14 protein-coding genes are annotated in these 17,030 nt (G+C 36.2%); all 14 read left to right on the forward strand.

What is annotated here, in order from left to right:
• The first annotated feature begins 4 nt into the window (after positions 1-4).
• The gene (locus HND39_07280; GenBank protein ID QKJ96102.1) at positions 5-1,531 is read left to right on the forward strand and encodes a DUF1501 domain-containing protein; all 1,527 of its coding nucleotides are present in this window, start codon (positions 5-7) and stop codon (positions 1,529-1,531) included.
• A 131-nt stretch (positions 1,532-1,662) separates the two neighbouring features.
• Complete coding sequence (locus HND39_07285; GenBank protein ID QKJ96103.1) at positions 1,663-1,932, forward strand: DUF1049 domain-containing protein; 270 nt, start codon at positions 1,663-1,665, stop codon at positions 1,930-1,932.
• Positions 1,933-2,019: 87 nt separating this feature from the next.
• Entirely contained in the window at positions 2,020-2,469 is a 450-nt protein-coding gene (locus HND39_07290) for a ribosome maturation factor RimP (GenBank protein QKJ96104.1), read from the forward strand.
• 15 nt (positions 2,470-2,484) lie between these two features.
• Positions 2,485-3,732, forward strand: a complete 1,248-nt coding sequence (nusA, locus tag HND39_07295; protein ID QKJ96105.1) for a transcription termination factor NusA — start codon at positions 2,485-2,487, stop codon at positions 3,730-3,732.
• 18 nt (positions 3,733-3,750) lie between these two features.
• The gene (gene infB, locus HND39_07300; protein QKJ96106.1) at positions 3,751-6,339 is read left to right on the forward strand and encodes a translation initiation factor IF-2; all 2,589 of its coding nucleotides are present in this window, start codon (positions 3,751-3,753) and stop codon (positions 6,337-6,339) included.
• A gap of 31 nt (positions 6,340-6,370) precedes the next feature.
• The gene (gene rbfA, locus HND39_07305; protein QKJ96107.1) at positions 6,371-6,733 is read left to right on the forward strand and encodes a 30S ribosome-binding factor RbfA; all 363 of its coding nucleotides are present in this window, start codon (positions 6,371-6,373) and stop codon (positions 6,731-6,733) included.
• A complete protein-coding gene (gene truB / locus HND39_07310; GenBank protein ID QKJ96108.1) occupies positions 6,693-7,421 on the forward strand; it encodes a tRNA pseudouridine(55) synthase TruB in 729 nt (242 codons plus the stop codon). The genes rbfA and truB overlap by 41 nt, the downstream gene beginning before the upstream one ends.
• A gap of 90 nt (positions 7,422-7,511) precedes the next feature.
• Positions 7,512-8,450, forward strand: coding sequence for a bifunctional riboflavin kinase/FAD synthetase (locus HND39_07315; protein ID QKJ96109.1), 939 nt, complete (start codon positions 7,512-7,514; stop codon positions 8,448-8,450).
• A 70-nt stretch (positions 8,451-8,520) separates the two neighbouring features.
• A complete protein-coding gene (gene rpsO, locus HND39_07320; protein QKJ96110.1) occupies positions 8,521-8,784 on the forward strand; it encodes a 30S ribosomal protein S15 in 264 nt (87 codons plus the stop codon).
• Between the two features lie 10 nt (positions 8,785-8,794).
• Positions 8,795-10,903 carry a polyribonucleotide nucleotidyltransferase gene (pnp, locus tag HND39_07325; protein ID QKJ96111.1) on the forward strand — a complete coding sequence of 703 codons (2,109 nt, stop codon included), beginning with the start codon at positions 8,795-8,797 and terminating at the stop codon, positions 10,901-10,903.
• Positions 10,904-11,120: 217 nt separating this feature from the next.
• Entirely contained in the window at positions 11,121-12,695 is a 1,575-nt protein-coding gene (locus HND39_07330) for an Rne/Rng family ribonuclease (GenBank protein QKJ96112.1), read from the forward strand.
• Positions 12,696-12,770: 75 nt separating this feature from the next.
• Positions 12,771-13,853 carry a glycine cleavage system aminomethyltransferase GcvT gene (gene gcvT / locus HND39_07335; GenBank protein ID QKJ96113.1) on the forward strand — a complete coding sequence of 361 codons (1,083 nt, stop codon included), beginning with the start codon at positions 12,771-12,773 and terminating at the stop codon, positions 13,851-13,853.
• Positions 13,854-13,860: 7 nt separating this feature from the next.
• Positions 13,861-14,595 carry a 2-phosphosulfolactate phosphatase gene (locus HND39_07340; GenBank protein ID QKJ96114.1) on the forward strand — a complete coding sequence of 245 codons (735 nt, stop codon included), beginning with the start codon at positions 13,861-13,863 and terminating at the stop codon, positions 14,593-14,595.
• Positions 14,596-17,022, forward strand: a complete 2,427-nt coding sequence (locus HND39_07345) for a DNA translocase FtsK (protein ID QKJ96115.1) — start codon at positions 14,596-14,598, stop codon at positions 17,020-17,022. It abuts the gene before it with no gap.
• Positions 17,023-17,030 lie beyond the last annotated feature (8 nt).

Consider the following 17,030-nt stretch of genomic DNA (forward strand, 5'->3'; position numbering starts at 1 on the left):
AATTATGGACAGAAGATCATTTTTAAGAAATTTAGGATTAGTTGCAGGTGCCGGTACTGTTTCCATGGCGCTTGGTAATATTCCAATCAGAGCTTTTTCAAGATCGTTTCTGAATATTCAGGCAGTCAACGGAAAAGTTATAGTTTTGTTGCAATTAAGTGGAGGTAATGACGGTCTTAATACAATAATTCCTATGGAGGATAGTTTATATTATAATGCCCGACCTTCTTTAGGAATCAGAAAAGAAGATGTAATTAAATTGAATAATCTTACTGGCATGCATCCATCACTTCAACCACTTAAGGCTATGTATGATGACGGTATGGTAGCAATAATGCAGAATGTTGGCTACGCAAGTCCTGACAGATCACATTTCAGAGCAACAGATATTTGGCTGAGTGCTTCTGATTCAAATGTAGTAATTGATGACGGCTGGGTTGGCAGATATCTGGCAAAAGTTTTGCCAGACCACAATCCGATAAATCCTGAACATCCAATGGCTATACAAATCGGATCTACACAATCAGCATTACTTGAATGTACCTGCCAGGGTACTATGGGAATTTCATTTGAGAGTCCGAATCAATTTTACCAGTTGATAAACGGAAGTACTGCTGATAACGATCCGCCGCCGGATACAATTGCAGGTAATCAACTAAAATATATTAAAGAAATTGCTGCGCTGTCAATTCGTTATGCACAGATAATAAAAGAGAAAGCAGATGCAGTAGAAAACAAAGCCACCTATCCAAACACCCGGTTGGCAAGACAACTTGCAATTGTTGCAGAACTAATTGCTGGCGGGCTTGAAACCCCGGTTTATCTTACTTCAATTGGCGGTTTTGACACACATGCAAATCAGGCTGGCGGACATGCTAATTTGCTTACTACTGTTGCACAGGCTATTGAAGCATTTCAAACTGATTTGAAACTTCTGGGAATTGAAAAAAGAGTTGTGTTGATGACTTTTTCAGAGTTTGGAAGACGAGTTAATCAAAATGGAAGCGGAGGTACTGATCACGGAACCGCAGCACCACTTTTCATTATCGGAAGAAATGTATTCGGAGGTGTTTATGGAAATAATCCTGACCTGGCTGATCTTGATAACAATGGTGATATCAAATTCAAATATGATTTCCGACAACTTTATGCAACTTTGCTTACTCAGCAATTAGGAATGCCGATTGAACGAATGCCGGAAGTACTGATGAGAGATTTTGATACGCTTCCATTAATTTCAGAGAAGGCTGGAAATCTTTCAGGTCCATCAGTCTTTCATCTTGAACAGAATTATCCGAACCCGTTTAATCCAGCGACAACTATTAGCTACTATTTGAGAATTCCACAGGCTGTAAGGTTAGATATATTTTCATCCGCGGGTGACAAGGTAGCAACGCTTGTTAATGCTTACCAGGAAACCGGAAATTATGAAGTTCAGTTTGATGGCAGAAGTTACTCAAGCGGAGTTTATTTCGCACGGCTTGATACCGGCGGAACAAGCAAGACAATTAAGATGATGATGATAAAATAAAAACAACAATATCACTAGTACCCTGAAGGCGATTCAAATGAGTCGCCTTTTTTTATAATAAATTTCATTGAATCAATTCAGATAATAATTATCTATATTAACGCAATTGATTTCCATTTAGTGAGGTCTCTATGAGAATGAAAATAATTGTTATATCCACACTCTTTTTATTGTTCGCAATAATCGCCGTGCAAAATGTAAAAACTGTTGAGTTTAATTTTTTGTTTTGGCCGGTAGATGCGCCATTAATTATAATGCTTGTTGTGATTTTTATATTAGGATTGGTGATCGGATTAATTTTCAGTAGTAATTATGAACGTAAAAAGAGGAAACAAGAAACCACAATTCAGCCCAAAAAAGAAGGAAATGACCCAAAATCAAATAGCTCACTTACTAAATAGGGTAAATAAATAGTTGCTTTTGTAATTGGTTAAATAAACGTATCTTTGAATGTCCTTATTCGCCCTTTTTGGGCGATTTTTGTTTGTATGAATCAGAATATTGAAAATATACGCGAAATTGCACACCGGGTTGCCGAACAGAATAAACTTTTACTGATTGAATTGATTGTTCGTGGTTCTGAATCCAGTCGCGTGATAGAAGTTTTCATCGATGGAGAAAATAATATTACGGCAGATCAATGTGCATTAGTAAGCAGCGAGATAAGTAAACAGATTGATGAAAAGGAATTACTGAAATCTTATCGTCTTGATGTTTCCTCTCCGGGAGTTGATAGACCATTGCTCCATTTGAAGCAATATCCAAAACATCTGAACAGGTTATTTGAAATTGAGTTTGGTTCATCAGCTGAACCAACAAAATTTAAAGGAAAACTTATTTCTGTAGAAGATGAAATTCTGACTTTTCAATCAAATAAAGAAATTAAAATAAAATTCCAGGACATTTTAAAAGCAAAAGTATTAATAAGTTTTAATTAGAGGAGATCTACTTAAATGAATCGCGAAATAGTTGAATCTTTCGCCGATATGGTAAAGATGAAAGGCATTGATAAAGATGTGCTTGCAGGCATACTGGAAGAAGTGTTTACTCTTTTAGTAAGAAAAAAATACGGTGAGGAAGCTCGTTGTGATGTTGTTGTTAATATGGACCGTGGTGATATTGAAATTTATCTCGAAAGACAAATTGTTGATGAAGTAATTGATCCAGGTACTCAGATCAGCATTGAAGATGTAAATAAAAAAGGAAATGAAGATGATCTTGATGTTGGTGAAGATTACGTTGAAAAGATTGCACTTGCTTCTCTCGGAAGAAGATTGATTACACTTGCGAAGCAAAGTCTTAATCAAAAAATAAGAGAAATTGAAAAAGATATTGTTTACAATGAATATAAAGAACTTGTTGGTGAAATTGTTGTTGGAGATATCTATCAGATCAGAAAAAGTGATATTCTTATCAATCATAATAAAAACGAATTGATGCTTCCGCGCGATGAACAGATTCCGTATGAAAAATATAAGAAAGGTGAAACAATACGAGCTATCGTAAAAGAAGTTAGAAAAACCGGAAGCGGTCCTCAGATAATTGTTTCAAGAGCTGATAATATGTTCCTGCGAAGATTATTTGAAATTGAAATTCCGGAAATTTATGATGGCATAATTGATATTAAAGGAATTGCACGCGAACCCGGTGAAAGAGCAAAAGTTGCCGTTGAATCTCAGGATGCAAGAATTGATGCAGTAGGTGCTTGTGTCGGTATGAAAGGAGTAAGAATTCACGCAATAGTAAGAGAATTGAACAATGAAAACATTGACGTTGTTAATTACGCAGAAGATCCTACATTATACATTCAAAGATCATTGGCACCTGCAAAAATTAAGCAGGTAGAGGTGGATGAAGAAACTAAGAAGGCGATTGTTACTGCTGATTCAGATCAGGTTTCATTAATAGTTGGAAGAAATGGTGTTAATATCAGACTTGCGATGAAACTTACCGGCTTCGAGATAGATGTTCTTCGTGAGCAAAAAGCCTTTGAAGAATATGAAGAAGATATCGAGCTCATTGATCTGAAAGAAGAACTCGGCGAAGAGGTTTATACTACGTTGATCAATAACCGTTATGATACTGCTCTTGAAGTATTAACTGCAGGCGCACAGAAACTAATGGAAATTGAAGGCTTTGATGAGGAAAAAGCAAACGGTATAATTGAATTGATAAAAGCTCAATTTGAGGAAGAAGAATAAAAACACTAATCTACATTTATGGCTGATACCAAAGAAAAGAAAATAAGACTTTATAAACTTGCAACAGAATATAATCTTTCCGTTGATTCACTGGTTGAATTTCTGAACAGTAAAGGATTCAAGGTTAAAAATCATATGTCTCTTCTTGAAGAAGATATGATTACTGCTATAAATACAAATTATAAAAAAGAGATCGAGAAAGCCGAGACTCATTATAAAAAGATAGCTGAGTTTCATAAAAAACGTACTGAAAGAGCTAATAAGGATGAAGAAAAGCCAGCTGAAATTCCCGAAGTAACACTTCAAACCGAAGCTGCTGAAGCTGATACAATCATTAAAGCAACAGAAAAAGCAGTTGAAGAAGTTGTACAAATTGAATCCAAAAAGAAAGTTGGAGAGCAAACGGCTGAACTTCCGGAAGAAAAAACAGAGCTAATTTCAGAAGCTAAAGATGAAAAAGAAAAAGAGAATAGGATCCCTAAAGCAAAAGGGTTAACTGTTATTGGGAAAATTGATCTTGATGCTAAGAAAAAGAAAGAACCTGCCAAAACTGAAGAAACTAAACCGAAATCTGAAGCTGAAGGAAAGACAGAAGAAGACACCAAGAAAAAACGAAAACCCAGAATTAAAAAGAAAAAAGTTGAAAGCAATGTTGAGGACACACCGGAAGCTAAAAAGAAGAAACGAGTAAGACGATTTGAAGTAGATGATCGGGAAGTTAAAGAAGCAATAAGAAAAACTATGCTAAGTATGGATGATATTTCAGCACCCGGCAGAGCAATAGTACGAAAAAGAAAGCGAAGAGAAAGAGAAGCTCTTGAAGAAAAAAGACTTGAGGAAAAATCGCTTGCCGGTAAAAAACTGAAAGTGAATGAGTATATCTCTGTTAGCGAACTTGCAAATTTGATGAACGTCCCGGTAAGTGATGTAATTACCAAATGTATTGAACTTGGTTTGATGGTTTCAATCAATCAGAGACTGGATGTTGAAACTATTACTCTCGTTGCTGATGAATTTGAATTTGATATTGAACTGCAGGAAGAGTACACCTCCGATGCAGTTGAAGATAATGAAGATGAACAGGAAGAACTTCAACCAAGACCACCTGTGGTTACGATAATGGGTCATGTGGATCATGGAAAAACTTCTTTGCTTGATTATATAAGAAGAACAAATGTAGTAGCCGGTGAGTCTGGTGGTATTACTCAGCATATCGGTGCGTATAAAGTAGATTTAGATAATGGTCGTTCAATAACATTCCTTGATACGCCTGGTCACGAAGCATTTACAGCAATGCGTGCTCGTGGTGCTCAGTTAACTGATATTGTTGTGCTCGTTGTAGCCGCAGATGATGCTGTTATGCCGCAAACAATTGAAGCGATCAATCATGCACAAGCCGCAGGTGTTCCGATTATTGTTGCGATTAATAAAATTGATAAGCCTGGTGCTAATCCTGAAAGGTTAAAGCAGCAGCTTGCGGATAGAAATATTCTCGTTGAAGAATGGGGCGGGAAATATCAGTCAGTTGAAATATCAGCCAAGCATGGAACAAATATCGAACAATTGATGGAAAAAATTCTGCTTGAAGCCGAAATACTTGATCTAAAAGCAAACCCGGAAAGATTAGCCCGAGGAGTTGTTGTTGAATCTGAACTTGATAAGGGAAGAGGAATTACCGGAACTATCCTTGTTCAAAAAGGAACTTTACGGATTGGCGATCCTTTTATTGCCGGTATATATCAGGGCAAAGTCCGCGCAATGTTTGATGAAAGAGGAAACAAAGTAGCTGAAGCTCCTCCTGCGACTCCAGTTCTTGTTCTTGGTTTTGAAGGCCCGCCGCAGGCTGGTGATTCTTTTGTTGTTGTTGAATCTGAAAGAGTTGCAAGAGACATAGGAATTAAAAGACAGCAGCTCAAACGTGAACAAGATCAAAAACAGATTCATCATCTTACACTTGATGAAGTGGCAAAACAAATCAGCATCGGTGGAGTTAAAGAACTTCCGCTTATTGTGAAAGGTGATGTTGATGGATCCGTTGAAGCACTTGCGGATTCATTGTTAAAACTTTCGACTCAGGAAGTAATTGTAAAAGTAATTCATAAAGGTGTTGGTGGAATTTCCGAAAGTGACGTACTTCTTGCGGACGCTTCGCAAGCAATTATTATTGGTTTTCACGTCAGACCAAATCTGAATGCAAGAAAGCTTGCGGAGAAGCAGCATGTTGACATTCGTCTCTATAGTGTAATTTATAGTGCGATCAACGAAGTGAAATCAGCGTTGGAAGGTTTGTTGTCACCGATTATTTCCGAAGAGGTAACTGCTACACTTGAGGTTAGAGATACTTTCAAGGTACCAAAATTCGGCACTGTTGCCGGATGTTATGTGCTTGAAGGAAAAATAGCACGAAGTAATAAAATAAGACTAATCAGAGAAGGCATAGTTATTTTTGATGGTGATATAGGCACTCTTAAAAGATTTAAAGATGATGTAAGGGAAGTTGATTCAGGTTATGAATGCGGATTAAATATTGCCAATTATAATGATGTAAAAATAGGTGACATAATAGAAGCCTATAAGTTGATCGAAACAAAGAAAACTCTGGCTTAATAATTTAACATTCTGTAAAACCAGCAAAAAAATGTCCTCACATAGAATAGATAAAGTTGAACAATTAATTAAAGAAGAAATAAGCTACATTTTGCTTCATAAAATGCAGGGCGATGATCTTGGCTTTATCACTATAACAGATGTAAAAGTCAGTGCAGATTTAAAGATCGCAAAAATTTATCTCTCCGTACTTCAAAAGGAACGAAGAGATTTTGTCCTGAACAAAATAAACCTGAGACTTGGACACATCAGAACAGAACTTGCTCACAGGATCAGAATTAAATTTGTGCCCGAACTTAAATTTTTTATTGATGATACGCTCGATTATGTTGAAAAGATTGAAGGATTGATAAATGAAATCCACAAGCAGAATAATAACAAATCTAACACTTAATCTTCCTGAGGTTAATTTTTCAGAGGGCGAAATTATTTTAATTGATAAACCATCCGGTCCAACTTCATTTCAGATTGTCAACAGGATCAGAAAAATAATTGATGTGAAGAAGGTTGGTCATTCAGGCACCTTGGATCCGAATGCAAGCGGCTTAATGATCATCTGCACTGGTAAGAAAACGAAAGTAATGGATAGCTTTATAAATCTGAACAAGTCATATTCAGGTATTATTAAATTGGGTTTAACTTCTCCTTCGATGGATATGGAGACTGAATGCACTGAAATTCCGATCCCTGAAAATATTGATGAAAATGAAATTCTTGATGTAAGGAATAGCTTTCTTGGAGAAATTGAACAGATACCACCGATGTTTTCCGCAGTTAAAATAAACGGAAAAAAACTTTATGACTTTGCAAGAAAAGGAAAATCAATCGAGCGCGAACCAAGAAAAATTTTTATTGAACGTTTTGACATCACAAAAATAAAATTACCAGAGATTTATTTTTCGATTACTTGCTCTAAGGGAACTTTCATTCGGGTTATTGCCGATGACTTTGGAAAAAAACTACACACAGGTGCAATTTTGACTGAACTCAGGAGAATTGGTATCGGAAATTTTCGCGTTGAAGATGCAATTACTCTTGAAACATTTTCGAATAATTTTCAGATGAATTCAATATTGAAATGATAACTAATTCATCGGACAAACATCTGGCTAAAGTTTTTATTTCGGATTGGATTAATTTAAATTTGAACCCTTTTTAAAAAGCTGTTTAAGATGAGGATAATAAAAGATTTAGCAGAAATAAAAAGGGACGAAAAGAGTGTGATAACTCTCGGAACATTTGACGGGTTTCATCTTGGTCATCAGCAGATAGTTCAGGAAGTAATCCGGAAATCACGACTAATTGGAGGAAGAAATTTTCTGCTGACTTTTGATCCTCACCCGAGAAAAGTAATTCCGGGAAGAAATGATATTAAACTTCTGAGTACTCTTGATGAGAAAGTTAAAATTTTGGAGCAGCTTGGACTGGAAAATCTTTTCGTAATTAAATTCACGAGTGAATTTTCAAAACAGCCACCCGAAGAATTTGTAAAAAAATATCTTGTAAATGGAATTGGATTGAGCGAAATTGTAATTGGATATGATCATCACTTCGGGAAAGGAAGAGACGGAAACTTTGAAATTTTAAAGGAGCTTGGAAAGAAGTTTAGTTTTCATGTTACTGTCGTACCGGAATTTAGTGTTGATGGAGAAACTGTCAGCAGTACAAAAATCAGGAATGTACTTCTTCAGGGAGATGTAATAACTGCGGCTAAAATGCTCGGCAGATTTTATTCTTTCAAAGGGAAAATTGTCCGTGGTGATGGACGAGGAAAACAACTCGGTTTCCCCACAGCAAATATCTCTATTGATAGTGAGGATAAACTTATACCGGCAAAAGGCATTTATGCTGCTGAATGTATTGTTGAAAACGAAAAACACTTTGGATTGCTGAGTCTTGGAAGCAGACCCACTTTTCACGATAACGGAACTGTAATTCCGGAATTTTATATATTCGATTTTGACAACGATATTTATGACAAAATTATGCAGGTGAATCTGGTGGAAAGAATAAGAGACGAAGAAAAATTCAATACTGTGGATGATTTGATTATCCAGATGAAAAATGATGAAAAAATTGGAAGACAAATTTTAAACAAAATAATTAATTAATTCTGGTTCATTCATTCTGAATGATTGACTCTGGGATTATATCGTATAACTAATATTAAGGATTAATAAAATGACCAAACAAGAAAAAGCCGATATCATTAAACAATATGGCGGGAATCAAAAAGATTCTGGTAAAACAGAAGTTCAGGTTGCTCTTTTAACAAAAAGAATTAATGACCTGACAGATCACTTTAATAAACATGCAAAAGATCATCACTCAAGAAGAGGTCTGATGATGATGGTTGGTAAAAGAAGAAGACTTCTTGATTATCTCACAAAGAAAGATATTGAGAGATACAGAGCGATAATTAAAGATTTGAACATAAGAAAGTAGGAAATTTGAAATGATAATTAAAAAGGAAGTTGAAATAGGTGGTAAAATATTCTCCATAGAAACAGGGAGATATGCAAGACAGGCAAATGGTGCTGTAATGGTTCGTTATGGTGATACTATGGTTCTTGTTACCGCAGTTGCAACAAGCGAAGCGGTTGAAGGTCAGGACTTCTTTCCTCTGCAAGTTGAATACAGAGAAAAAACATCAGCCGCAGGAAAAATTCCCGGTGGATTTATTAAACGCGAAGGAAGACCAACTGAAAAAGAAATTTTAAGTTCCAGGTTAATAGACAGACCGATCAGACCTCTTTTCCCCGAAAGTTTCATGAATGAAACTCAGGTTATTGCTTTTGTGCTTTCGTACGATGGCGAAAATGATGCTGATGTTCTTGCTGCAGTTGGTGCTTCAGCAGCTCTTACAATTTCTGATATTCCATTTGATGGACCAATTGCAGAAGTACGTGTTGGCAGAATTGATGGACAATTTATCGTAAATCCAACTCACGCCGAAATTGAACAAAGCGATCTCGAACTTGTTGTAGCCGGAACCAGTGATTCCATTATTATGGTTGAAGGTGAATCAAAAGAAGTGAGTGAAAATGATTTATTAAGTGCACTTCGTTTTGCTCAGACCGAAATTCAAAAGCTTGTTGATCTTCAAATTCAATTACGAAAAGAAGCTGGCAAAATAAAGTGGGAAATAAAAGAAAACGAAATTGATCCTGAATTAAAAAAGGAAGTGCTGGAAATTGCCGGCGAAAAATTCAGAGATATAGTTCATTCAGTTCTCACAAAAGAAGAAAGATCATCAAAAAACAAACAGCTTCAGGATGAAGTAAATGCAGCTCTTGCGGAAAGATTTCCTGAACAGGAAAAGCTAATCGGTTCAATTCTTCACGATCTTGAAAAAGAATTAATGAGAGAAAGAATTCTGTCTGAAGGAATCCGCCTTGATGGACGAAACACAACTCAAATCAGACCAATAACTATCGAGCTTGGAATATTACCGCGAACACACGGCTCATCATTATTTACAAGGGGCGAAACGCAAAGCTTAACAACTATAACTCTTGGTACAAAAAACGATGAACAGATAATTGATGGTCTTCGTGAAGAATACACAAAACGATTTATGCTACACTATAATTTTCCACCATTCAGTGTTGGTGAGGTTGGAAGAATGACCGGAGTTGGACGAAGAGAAATCGGACATGGCAATCTAGCTGAAAGAGCATTAAAGATGGTTTTTCCGGGTGAAGAAATTTTTCCTTACACTGTGCGCGTCATTTCTGATATTCTGGAATCAAATGGTTCATCTTCTATGGCAACGGTTTGTGCTGGTTCACTTGCTATGATGGATGCAGGAATTGGCATAAGTAAAAGTGTCGCTGGTATTGCTATGGGATTAGTAAAAGAAGGTGACCGTTACGCAATTCTATCTGATATACTTGGCAATGAAGATCATCTCGGCGACATGGATTTTAAAGTCGCTGGAACAACAAATGGAATAACAGCATTCCAAATGGATATAAAAATTCAGGGAATATCTTTTGAGATAATGGAAAAAGCTTTACAACAGGCTCGTGAAGGCAGAGTTCATATTCTCGGAATAATGAATCAGGCTATTGAAAACCCACGCGAACAACTTTCTGAATTTGCACCAAGATTAATTTCTATGAAAGTAGAGCAGGATCAAATCGGATTGATAATTGGTCCCGGTGGAAAAACTATCCAGGGTATGCAGCGTTTGTTCGGCGTTGAGATTAATATTGAAGAAGACGGAACAGTAAATATTGCTTCACCAAATAAAGAAAATGCCGTAAATTGCAAAGAGTACATCAAAAAGATGACTGCTACTCCTGAGATTGGTGAAACATACGATGGTGTTGTTACAAAGCTTATGGATTTCGGTGCGTTTGTTGAAATTCTTCCGGGAAAAGAAGGACTTCTTCATATATCCCAGATTGACAACAAAAGAGTTGAAAAAGTAAGTGATTACTATAAAGTCGGTGATAAAGTAAAAGTAAAACTGCTGAAAATTGAAAATGGTAAATTTTCTCTCAGCAGAAAAGAATTATTAAAAGAAGAAGGCAAGAAGGATAAAGCTCCGGCGAACTGACAGCCTTTAAATATTATTTATTTTCATTTAATGAATTATTTATAATCAATTTTAGTTGAAAAACTCAATATGCAATTTGAAATATTTCTATTCAATTTAGTTATTGCTTTGATCTGTCTGAATTTTTCTATCAGACAGGAACGATTGCATAAGAGCCTCATATTTATTAAAAGATTTTCGATGAAATATATTTTTTCATCAAGCGAGATTATACCAAATGGTAAAAGAAATTATTATCAATTCTGCTTCCACGCAAACACGTGTTGCTATTACGGAAGATGGAAACTTAGTCGACTTCTTTGTAGACTACCCTGAAAACCGCCGAATGGTTGGTGACATATATCTCGGAAGAATTGCAAGAGTTCTTCCCGGAATTCGTGCTGCATTTATTGACGTCGGAATGAAACACGATGCATTTTTGCATTTCTCAGATATTGGCGAACGGACTCAGCAGCTTCAGGATATGCTCGGTGACGAAGATTCAGATACTGACGATGATGACGAAGATGAATCAAACGGATCAGTTCCAGCCAGAGCCAAACCGGAAATAAAAAAAACCGAACCTCAAATCCCCACACTCAAAAAAGGACAGGAAATTCTTGTTCAGATAATTAAAGAACCGGTTAATAATAAAGGAGTGCGTGTAACTTCATCCGTTTCTCTTCCCGGCAGATTTTGTGTGCTTCTTCCGTACGATAATAAAGTTGGAATATCAAAAAAGATTTATGATTTCCGCGAACGAAAAAGATTAAGATCAATAGCAAGACAGATTGTTTCGGATAATTATGGATTGATAATAAGAACAGTAGCACAAAATCAGCCAGAAGATAGTCTTAAAGATGATTTGAAAAACCTGATGAAAACCTGGGAAAAAATTGAGAAAGAATCAAAATCTCAAACACCGCCGGCATTGGTTTATCAGGATTTGAATACGACAGTAAGCGTTATTCGTGATCTTTTCAACTCTGATATTTCCAAAATATTTGTTGACTCAAAAAAACTTCACAGGGAAATTAAAAATTATCTGGAGCTTGTTCAGCCGGCGATAGCTGAAAAAGTTGAACTTTACAAATCCACTTATGGAATATTCAACACTTTCAAAATTGAAGAGCAGATAAAAACGCTGATGGGAAGAAAGGTTCCTCTCCCAAGCGGTGGTTATCTGATTATTGAGCATACAGAAGCAATGGTTGTTATTGATGTTAATAGCGGAAAGTATGCGAAGAGTAAAGATCAGGAATCAAACTCACTCAAAACAGATCTTGAAGCTTCAAGAGAAATTGCACGTCAGTTACGATTACGCGATATCGGTGGGATTATTGTTATTGATTTCATTGATTTGGAAGATGATAAAAATCGAAAAAAAGTTTATGATGAATTAAAAAAAGAATTCAGAAAAGACAGAGCAAAAGTATCAATTTTACCAATGTCAGATTTTGGATTGATTCAAATTACCAGACAGAGAATCAGGCAAAACATTGTTCAGGCAATTAAAGAAGTATGTCCGGAATGTCATGGAACTGGACTGTTAACAAAAAGCTCGCATCTTGTTTACGATCTCGAAAGCTGGTTAAGAAAATTCAGAAGAAAATCTCGTGAACGGAGTATAATCATAAAGAGCCATCCTTCTACTGCTGCAAAAATCAGGGACGGTAAAATAAAGTCATTGTTCAAATTACAGCTTAAATATTTTGTTAAAATAACTATAAAAGAAGATGCTTCAATTTCACCGGATACTTTTGAATTCTTCTCAGCAAAAACAGGACGTGACTTAACACAGGAATTTGATTAGTTTTAAATTATTTATTATTCAAAAATCAGAATAAATTCTGAAAATTATTCCAAAATATTTTGATGGGGCACAAAGATGAAAAAAACTACATTCAATAATATTCATAAAAAACTTGGGGCAAAATTAGTTGAATTTGCTGGCTATGAAATGCCGATTCAGTATTCATCCATTATTGCAGAACATAAAGCAGTGCGTAATTCAGTCGGAGTTTTTGATGTATCGCACATGGGTGAAGTATTCATCACAGGTGATAAAGCTCTTGAGTTTGTTCAGCACATTACCACTAATGACGCTTCAAAATTAATTCCCGGAAGAGTTCAGTATTCAGCAATGTGTTATCCGGATGGCGGTATTGTTGACGACCTGCTTGTCTATAAAATTTCAGACAAAGAATTTCTACTTGTTATAAACGCATCCAATATTGAAAAAGATGTAAACTGGATGAAAGAGAACAACAAGTTTGGAGTAAAAATTGACAATAGAAGCGATGAATATTCTTTGCTTGCTGTGCAAGGTCCGAATTCAGGCGAAGTCATCAAAAAATTAGTTGCAAAAATGCCGGATCTCGAATACTATCATTTCACCAACGGAAAAATAGCAGGTATTGATATGATAATTTCAAGAACCGGATATACTGGTGAACTTGGTTATGAACTTTATTTTATCGGTGACGTTAATCAGGCTGAAAAAGTCTGGGAAGAAATTTTCAGAGCCGGTAAAGAATTCGATATACAACCTGTTGGACTCGCTGCCCGTGATTCGCTGCGTCTGGAAATGGGTTATTGCTTATACGGAAACGATATTGATCAAACCACCAATCCAATTGAAGCCGGTTTAGGTTGGATTACGAAAACTGATAAAGAAAATTTTATTGGAAAAGAAATAATTCAAAAAGTAAAACAAGAAGGTCCGGGCAGAAAATTAGTCGCGATGATTTCTGACGAAAAAACTTTTCCAAGACACGGTTATGAAATAATTTCGGAAGGAAAAAAGGTTGGTCATATTACCAGCGGAACTGTAAGCCCTGTTTTGGAAAAGCCAATTGCACTTGGCTATGTTGATAAACCATTTAACTCTCCGGGAAATAATGTGGTATTTAAAATTCGAGACAAAGAAATTCCGGCTGTAGTAACTAAACTTCCATTTGTAAAAAAGTAAAATAAAAATGAAACTTGACGTTCTGTTTTCACCAGTTCAGGCAGATGAGCTTTACTTTACGGGTAAGACTACTATTGTGATTGATGTTCTTCGGGCATCAACAACAATTACAACAGCACTTTCCAATGGGGCAAAAGAAGTTGTTCCCGTGGGGACTGTTGAATTTGCGGTAAAAGTCTCTGGCGGAATATTCGGTGGGCAAACACTTCTCGGCGGTGAAAGAAACACGAAAAAAATAGAAGGATTTGCATTGGGAAATTCACCGTCGGAGTATAAAAAAGAAATTGTATCGGGAAAATCAATTGTGTTTTATTCAACTAATGGTTCGCGTGCAATTGTAAAAGCAAAATATTCCGCAAACCTGTTTATCTGTTCGTTTAATAATTTGGTTACACTTGCAAAACACCTCAAAAAGTTGAATGAAGATGTAGTTATTCTTTGTTCAGGCAATAACAATTTTTTCAGTTTGGAAGATTCTGTTTGTGCTGGTATGCTGGTAAATGAATTAGTTACAGAAAATAAAAAAGATGAATTGACAGATGCTGCCAGAAGCGCAATTGCATTATTCAAATCCTTTGGAAAAAATATTTTGAAAATGTTAAATGAAACAGATCATGGCAGATTGCTTATCGAGAATGGATTTAAAGATGATCTGAAAATGTGTGCTGAGCTTGATAGTACCGAAGTGATCCCGGTTTATAAAGGTAATGTATTAAAGGTATTAAACGAAGCAATCAATTAAATGACCAGAAGTAAAAGAAATGGTAACGGCAAAAAGAATAATTCAGGGAAGAATTATTTCACATTTTCTTCTGATAAGAAAAGAAGAATTGCCGGCATTTTTCTTTTGCTTTTTTCTGTATTTATTTTCCTTTGCATAGTTTCATACAGCAGGAAAGACGAGGCACTTCTTGAAAATTCAATTTTTTCTGGCGCCGATTCACACAACTGGCTTGGTATAATTGGTGCCCATTTTTCATACTTTTTTATAAAGTCAACTATTGGTTATTTCTCAGTTGTAGTTCCTGCAATTATGTTTTTATGGGGACTTTCTATCTTTAAAAAAATTGCTTTCAAAACTCTTATTCATACTACTAATCTGTTACTAATCTTCGGACTCACAATTGCTTCTTTTTTCGGTGTGTTGAAAGCCGGTCTGGATTTCTTACCCGGTACAAAAGAACTTCGGGGAAACGTTGGTGAATATTTGGGTGCCTGGTTTGTCGGATTATTCGGAACTGCCGGAAGCATCCTCTTTTTATTATTTGTTTCAGCGGTTGTGTTAATATTCGCTTTCGATATTAAAATTGAAAACATATTTCAGTTCATAAAAAATTTGTTTGCTTCTGACGAAGAGACTAAAATTAATATTGGGAAGACGGAAACAGAAGCTGACAATTCAAATCTTGAAAAAATAAAGAAGCTTGGTAAAGAAAAGAAAAAACCTGTTGCAGTGGAAGATGAAGATGTTACGGCTGAAGACCTGATGGATGAGGAAGCAGAAGCACAGACACAAATCCGGATAATACGAAAAGCTGATACCGAAGTAATGGAAGAAGATGAAATCAAAGTCGATGAGAGAAAAAAAGTCGATCTGGAAAAAACCGGTGAACTACCAACTCAGAAAAAAAATGTTGATGATGATGATGAGGAAAAAAATCTTCCAGATCCATGGGAAGAAAATCTCGATTATGAGCTCCCCGGACTCGATCTTCTTCAACCGGCTGCTGCTGAAGACATAAAGGTAGCGGAAGAAGAATTAACCCGGAATGCTGAACTGTTAAAAGATAAGCTCAAGCTTTTTGATATAGAAATTCAAAATATTTCCGTGACACCAGGACCGGTAGTTACGCTTTATGAAATCGTTCCGGCACCGGGAGTTAAAATCAGTAAAATTGTTGGTCTTGAAAATGATATCGCACTTGCCCTTGCAGCCAGAGGAATCAGAATCATCGCACCAATTCCCGGCAAAGGCGCTATCGGAGTCGAAATACCTAATGCTGAGGCTGCTATTGTTAATGCACGTTCAGTTCTTGGAAAAGTTCGCGATTCTAAAATACAATTACCGTTAGCACTTGGAAAGACAATTAGTGGTGATGTTTACCTGACAGATCTTTCTTTAATGCCTCATCTTCTTATTGCGGGTTCTACAGGTTCAGGAAAAAGCGTTGGTATAAACATGATCATCAGCAGCTTGCTTTATTCAAAAGTTCCTGCCGATGTAAAATTTATTTTGGTTGACCCGAAGAAAATAGAACTTTCATTTTATAATAAATTAAGAAGACACTACCTTGCTGTATCACCGGATATAGATGAAGAGATAATTACAGTACCACAGAATTCAGTATTGATGTTAAAATCTGTTGAGATTGAAATGGAAAAGAGATACGATAAATTAGCAAAAGCTGGTGTAAGAAATATTGTCGATTACAACAAAAAGATTGATAATCCAAAAACAAAACCTCACGATTCTGAATCAATTAAACATCATCACTTGCCTTATCTTTGTGTTATCATAGATGAGCTCGCCGATCTTATGATAACTGCGGGAAGGGAAGTTGAAGAACCAATAACACGATTAGCTCAATTAGCTCGTGCAGTCGGAATTCATCTTGTCCTTGCAACACAACGTCCTTCTGTTAATGTTATCACTGGTTTGATAAAAGCAAATTTCAGTTCAAGAATTGCTTATCAGGTTGCGACAAAGATTGACTCACGAACTATTCTTGATATGAATGGTGCAGAACAACTTCTTGGAAGAGGTGATATGTTGTTCCTTCCGACAGGATCACCGAAACCAATCAGAATGCAAAATGCTTTCATATCAACTGATGAAGTAGAAGCAATAACCAACTATGTATATTCGCAACCCGCTTATTCGAAACCATATTATCTGCCGTCAATTTACGATAAGAAAAAGAGTTCGTCTTCAGGATTGTCTGCCGACCTTGATCCGATGTTTGAAGAAGCAGCACGGGTGATTGTCCGGCATCAGCAAGGTTCTGTTTCACTTTTGCAGAGAAAATTAAAATTGGGATATTCGCGTGCGGCAAGAATCGTTGATCAACTAGAAGATGCAGGTATTGTTGGTCCAAACGATGGCAGTAAAGCAAGACAAGTTTTAGTTGAAAATGAAGAACAGCTTGAAGCAGTATTACGATCACTATAAAACAGGAA

It is taken from the genome of Ignavibacteriota bacterium, from assembly GCA_013285405.1.
In the GTDB taxonomy this organism is placed as follows: domain Bacteria; phylum Bacteroidota; class Ignavibacteria; order Ignavibacteriales; family Ignavibacteriaceae; genus IGN2.

What these genes read in the sequence shown, in the direction of transcription:
- HND39_07280 (QKJ96102.1), top strand. Translation starts at nt 5, where the DNA reads ATGGACAGAAGATCATTTTTAAGAAATTTAGGATTAGTTGCAGGTGCC.
- HND39_07285 (QKJ96103.1), top strand. Translation starts at nt 1,663, where the DNA reads ATGAGAATGAAAATAATTGTTATATCCACACTCTTTTTATTGTTCGCA.
- HND39_07290 (QKJ96104.1), top strand. Translation starts at nt 2,020, where the DNA reads ATGAATCAGAATATTGAAAATATACGCGAAATTGCACACCGGGTTGCC.
- nusA (QKJ96105.1), top strand. Translation starts at nt 2,485, where the DNA reads ATGAATCGCGAAATAGTTGAATCTTTCGCCGATATGGTAAAGATGAAA.
- infB (QKJ96106.1), top strand. Translation starts at nt 3,751, where the DNA reads ATGGCTGATACCAAAGAAAAGAAAATAAGACTTTATAAACTTGCAACA.
- rbfA (QKJ96107.1), top strand. Translation starts at nt 6,371, where the DNA reads ATGTCCTCACATAGAATAGATAAAGTTGAACAATTAATTAAAGAAGAA.
- truB (QKJ96108.1), top strand. Translation starts at nt 6,693, where the DNA reads ATGAAATCCACAAGCAGAATAATAACAAATCTAACACTTAATCTTCCT.
- HND39_07315 (QKJ96109.1), top strand. Translation starts at nt 7,512, where the DNA reads ATGAGGATAATAAAAGATTTAGCAGAAATAAAAAGGGACGAAAAGAGT.
- rpsO (QKJ96110.1), top strand. Translation starts at nt 8,521, where the DNA reads ATGACCAAACAAGAAAAAGCCGATATCATTAAACAATATGGCGGGAAT.
- pnp (QKJ96111.1), top strand. Translation starts at nt 8,795, where the DNA reads ATGATAATTAAAAAGGAAGTTGAAATAGGTGGTAAAATATTCTCCATA.
- HND39_07330 (QKJ96112.1), top strand. Translation starts at nt 11,121, where the DNA reads ATGGTAAAAGAAATTATTATCAATTCTGCTTCCACGCAAACACGTGTT.
- gcvT (QKJ96113.1), top strand. Translation starts at nt 12,771, where the DNA reads ATGAAAAAAACTACATTCAATAATATTCATAAAAAACTTGGGGCAAAA.
- HND39_07340 (QKJ96114.1), top strand. Translation starts at nt 13,861, where the DNA reads ATGAAACTTGACGTTCTGTTTTCACCAGTTCAGGCAGATGAGCTTTAC.
- HND39_07345 (QKJ96115.1), top strand. Translation starts at nt 14,596, where the DNA reads ATGACCAGAAGTAAAAGAAATGGTAACGGCAAAAAGAATAATTCAGGG.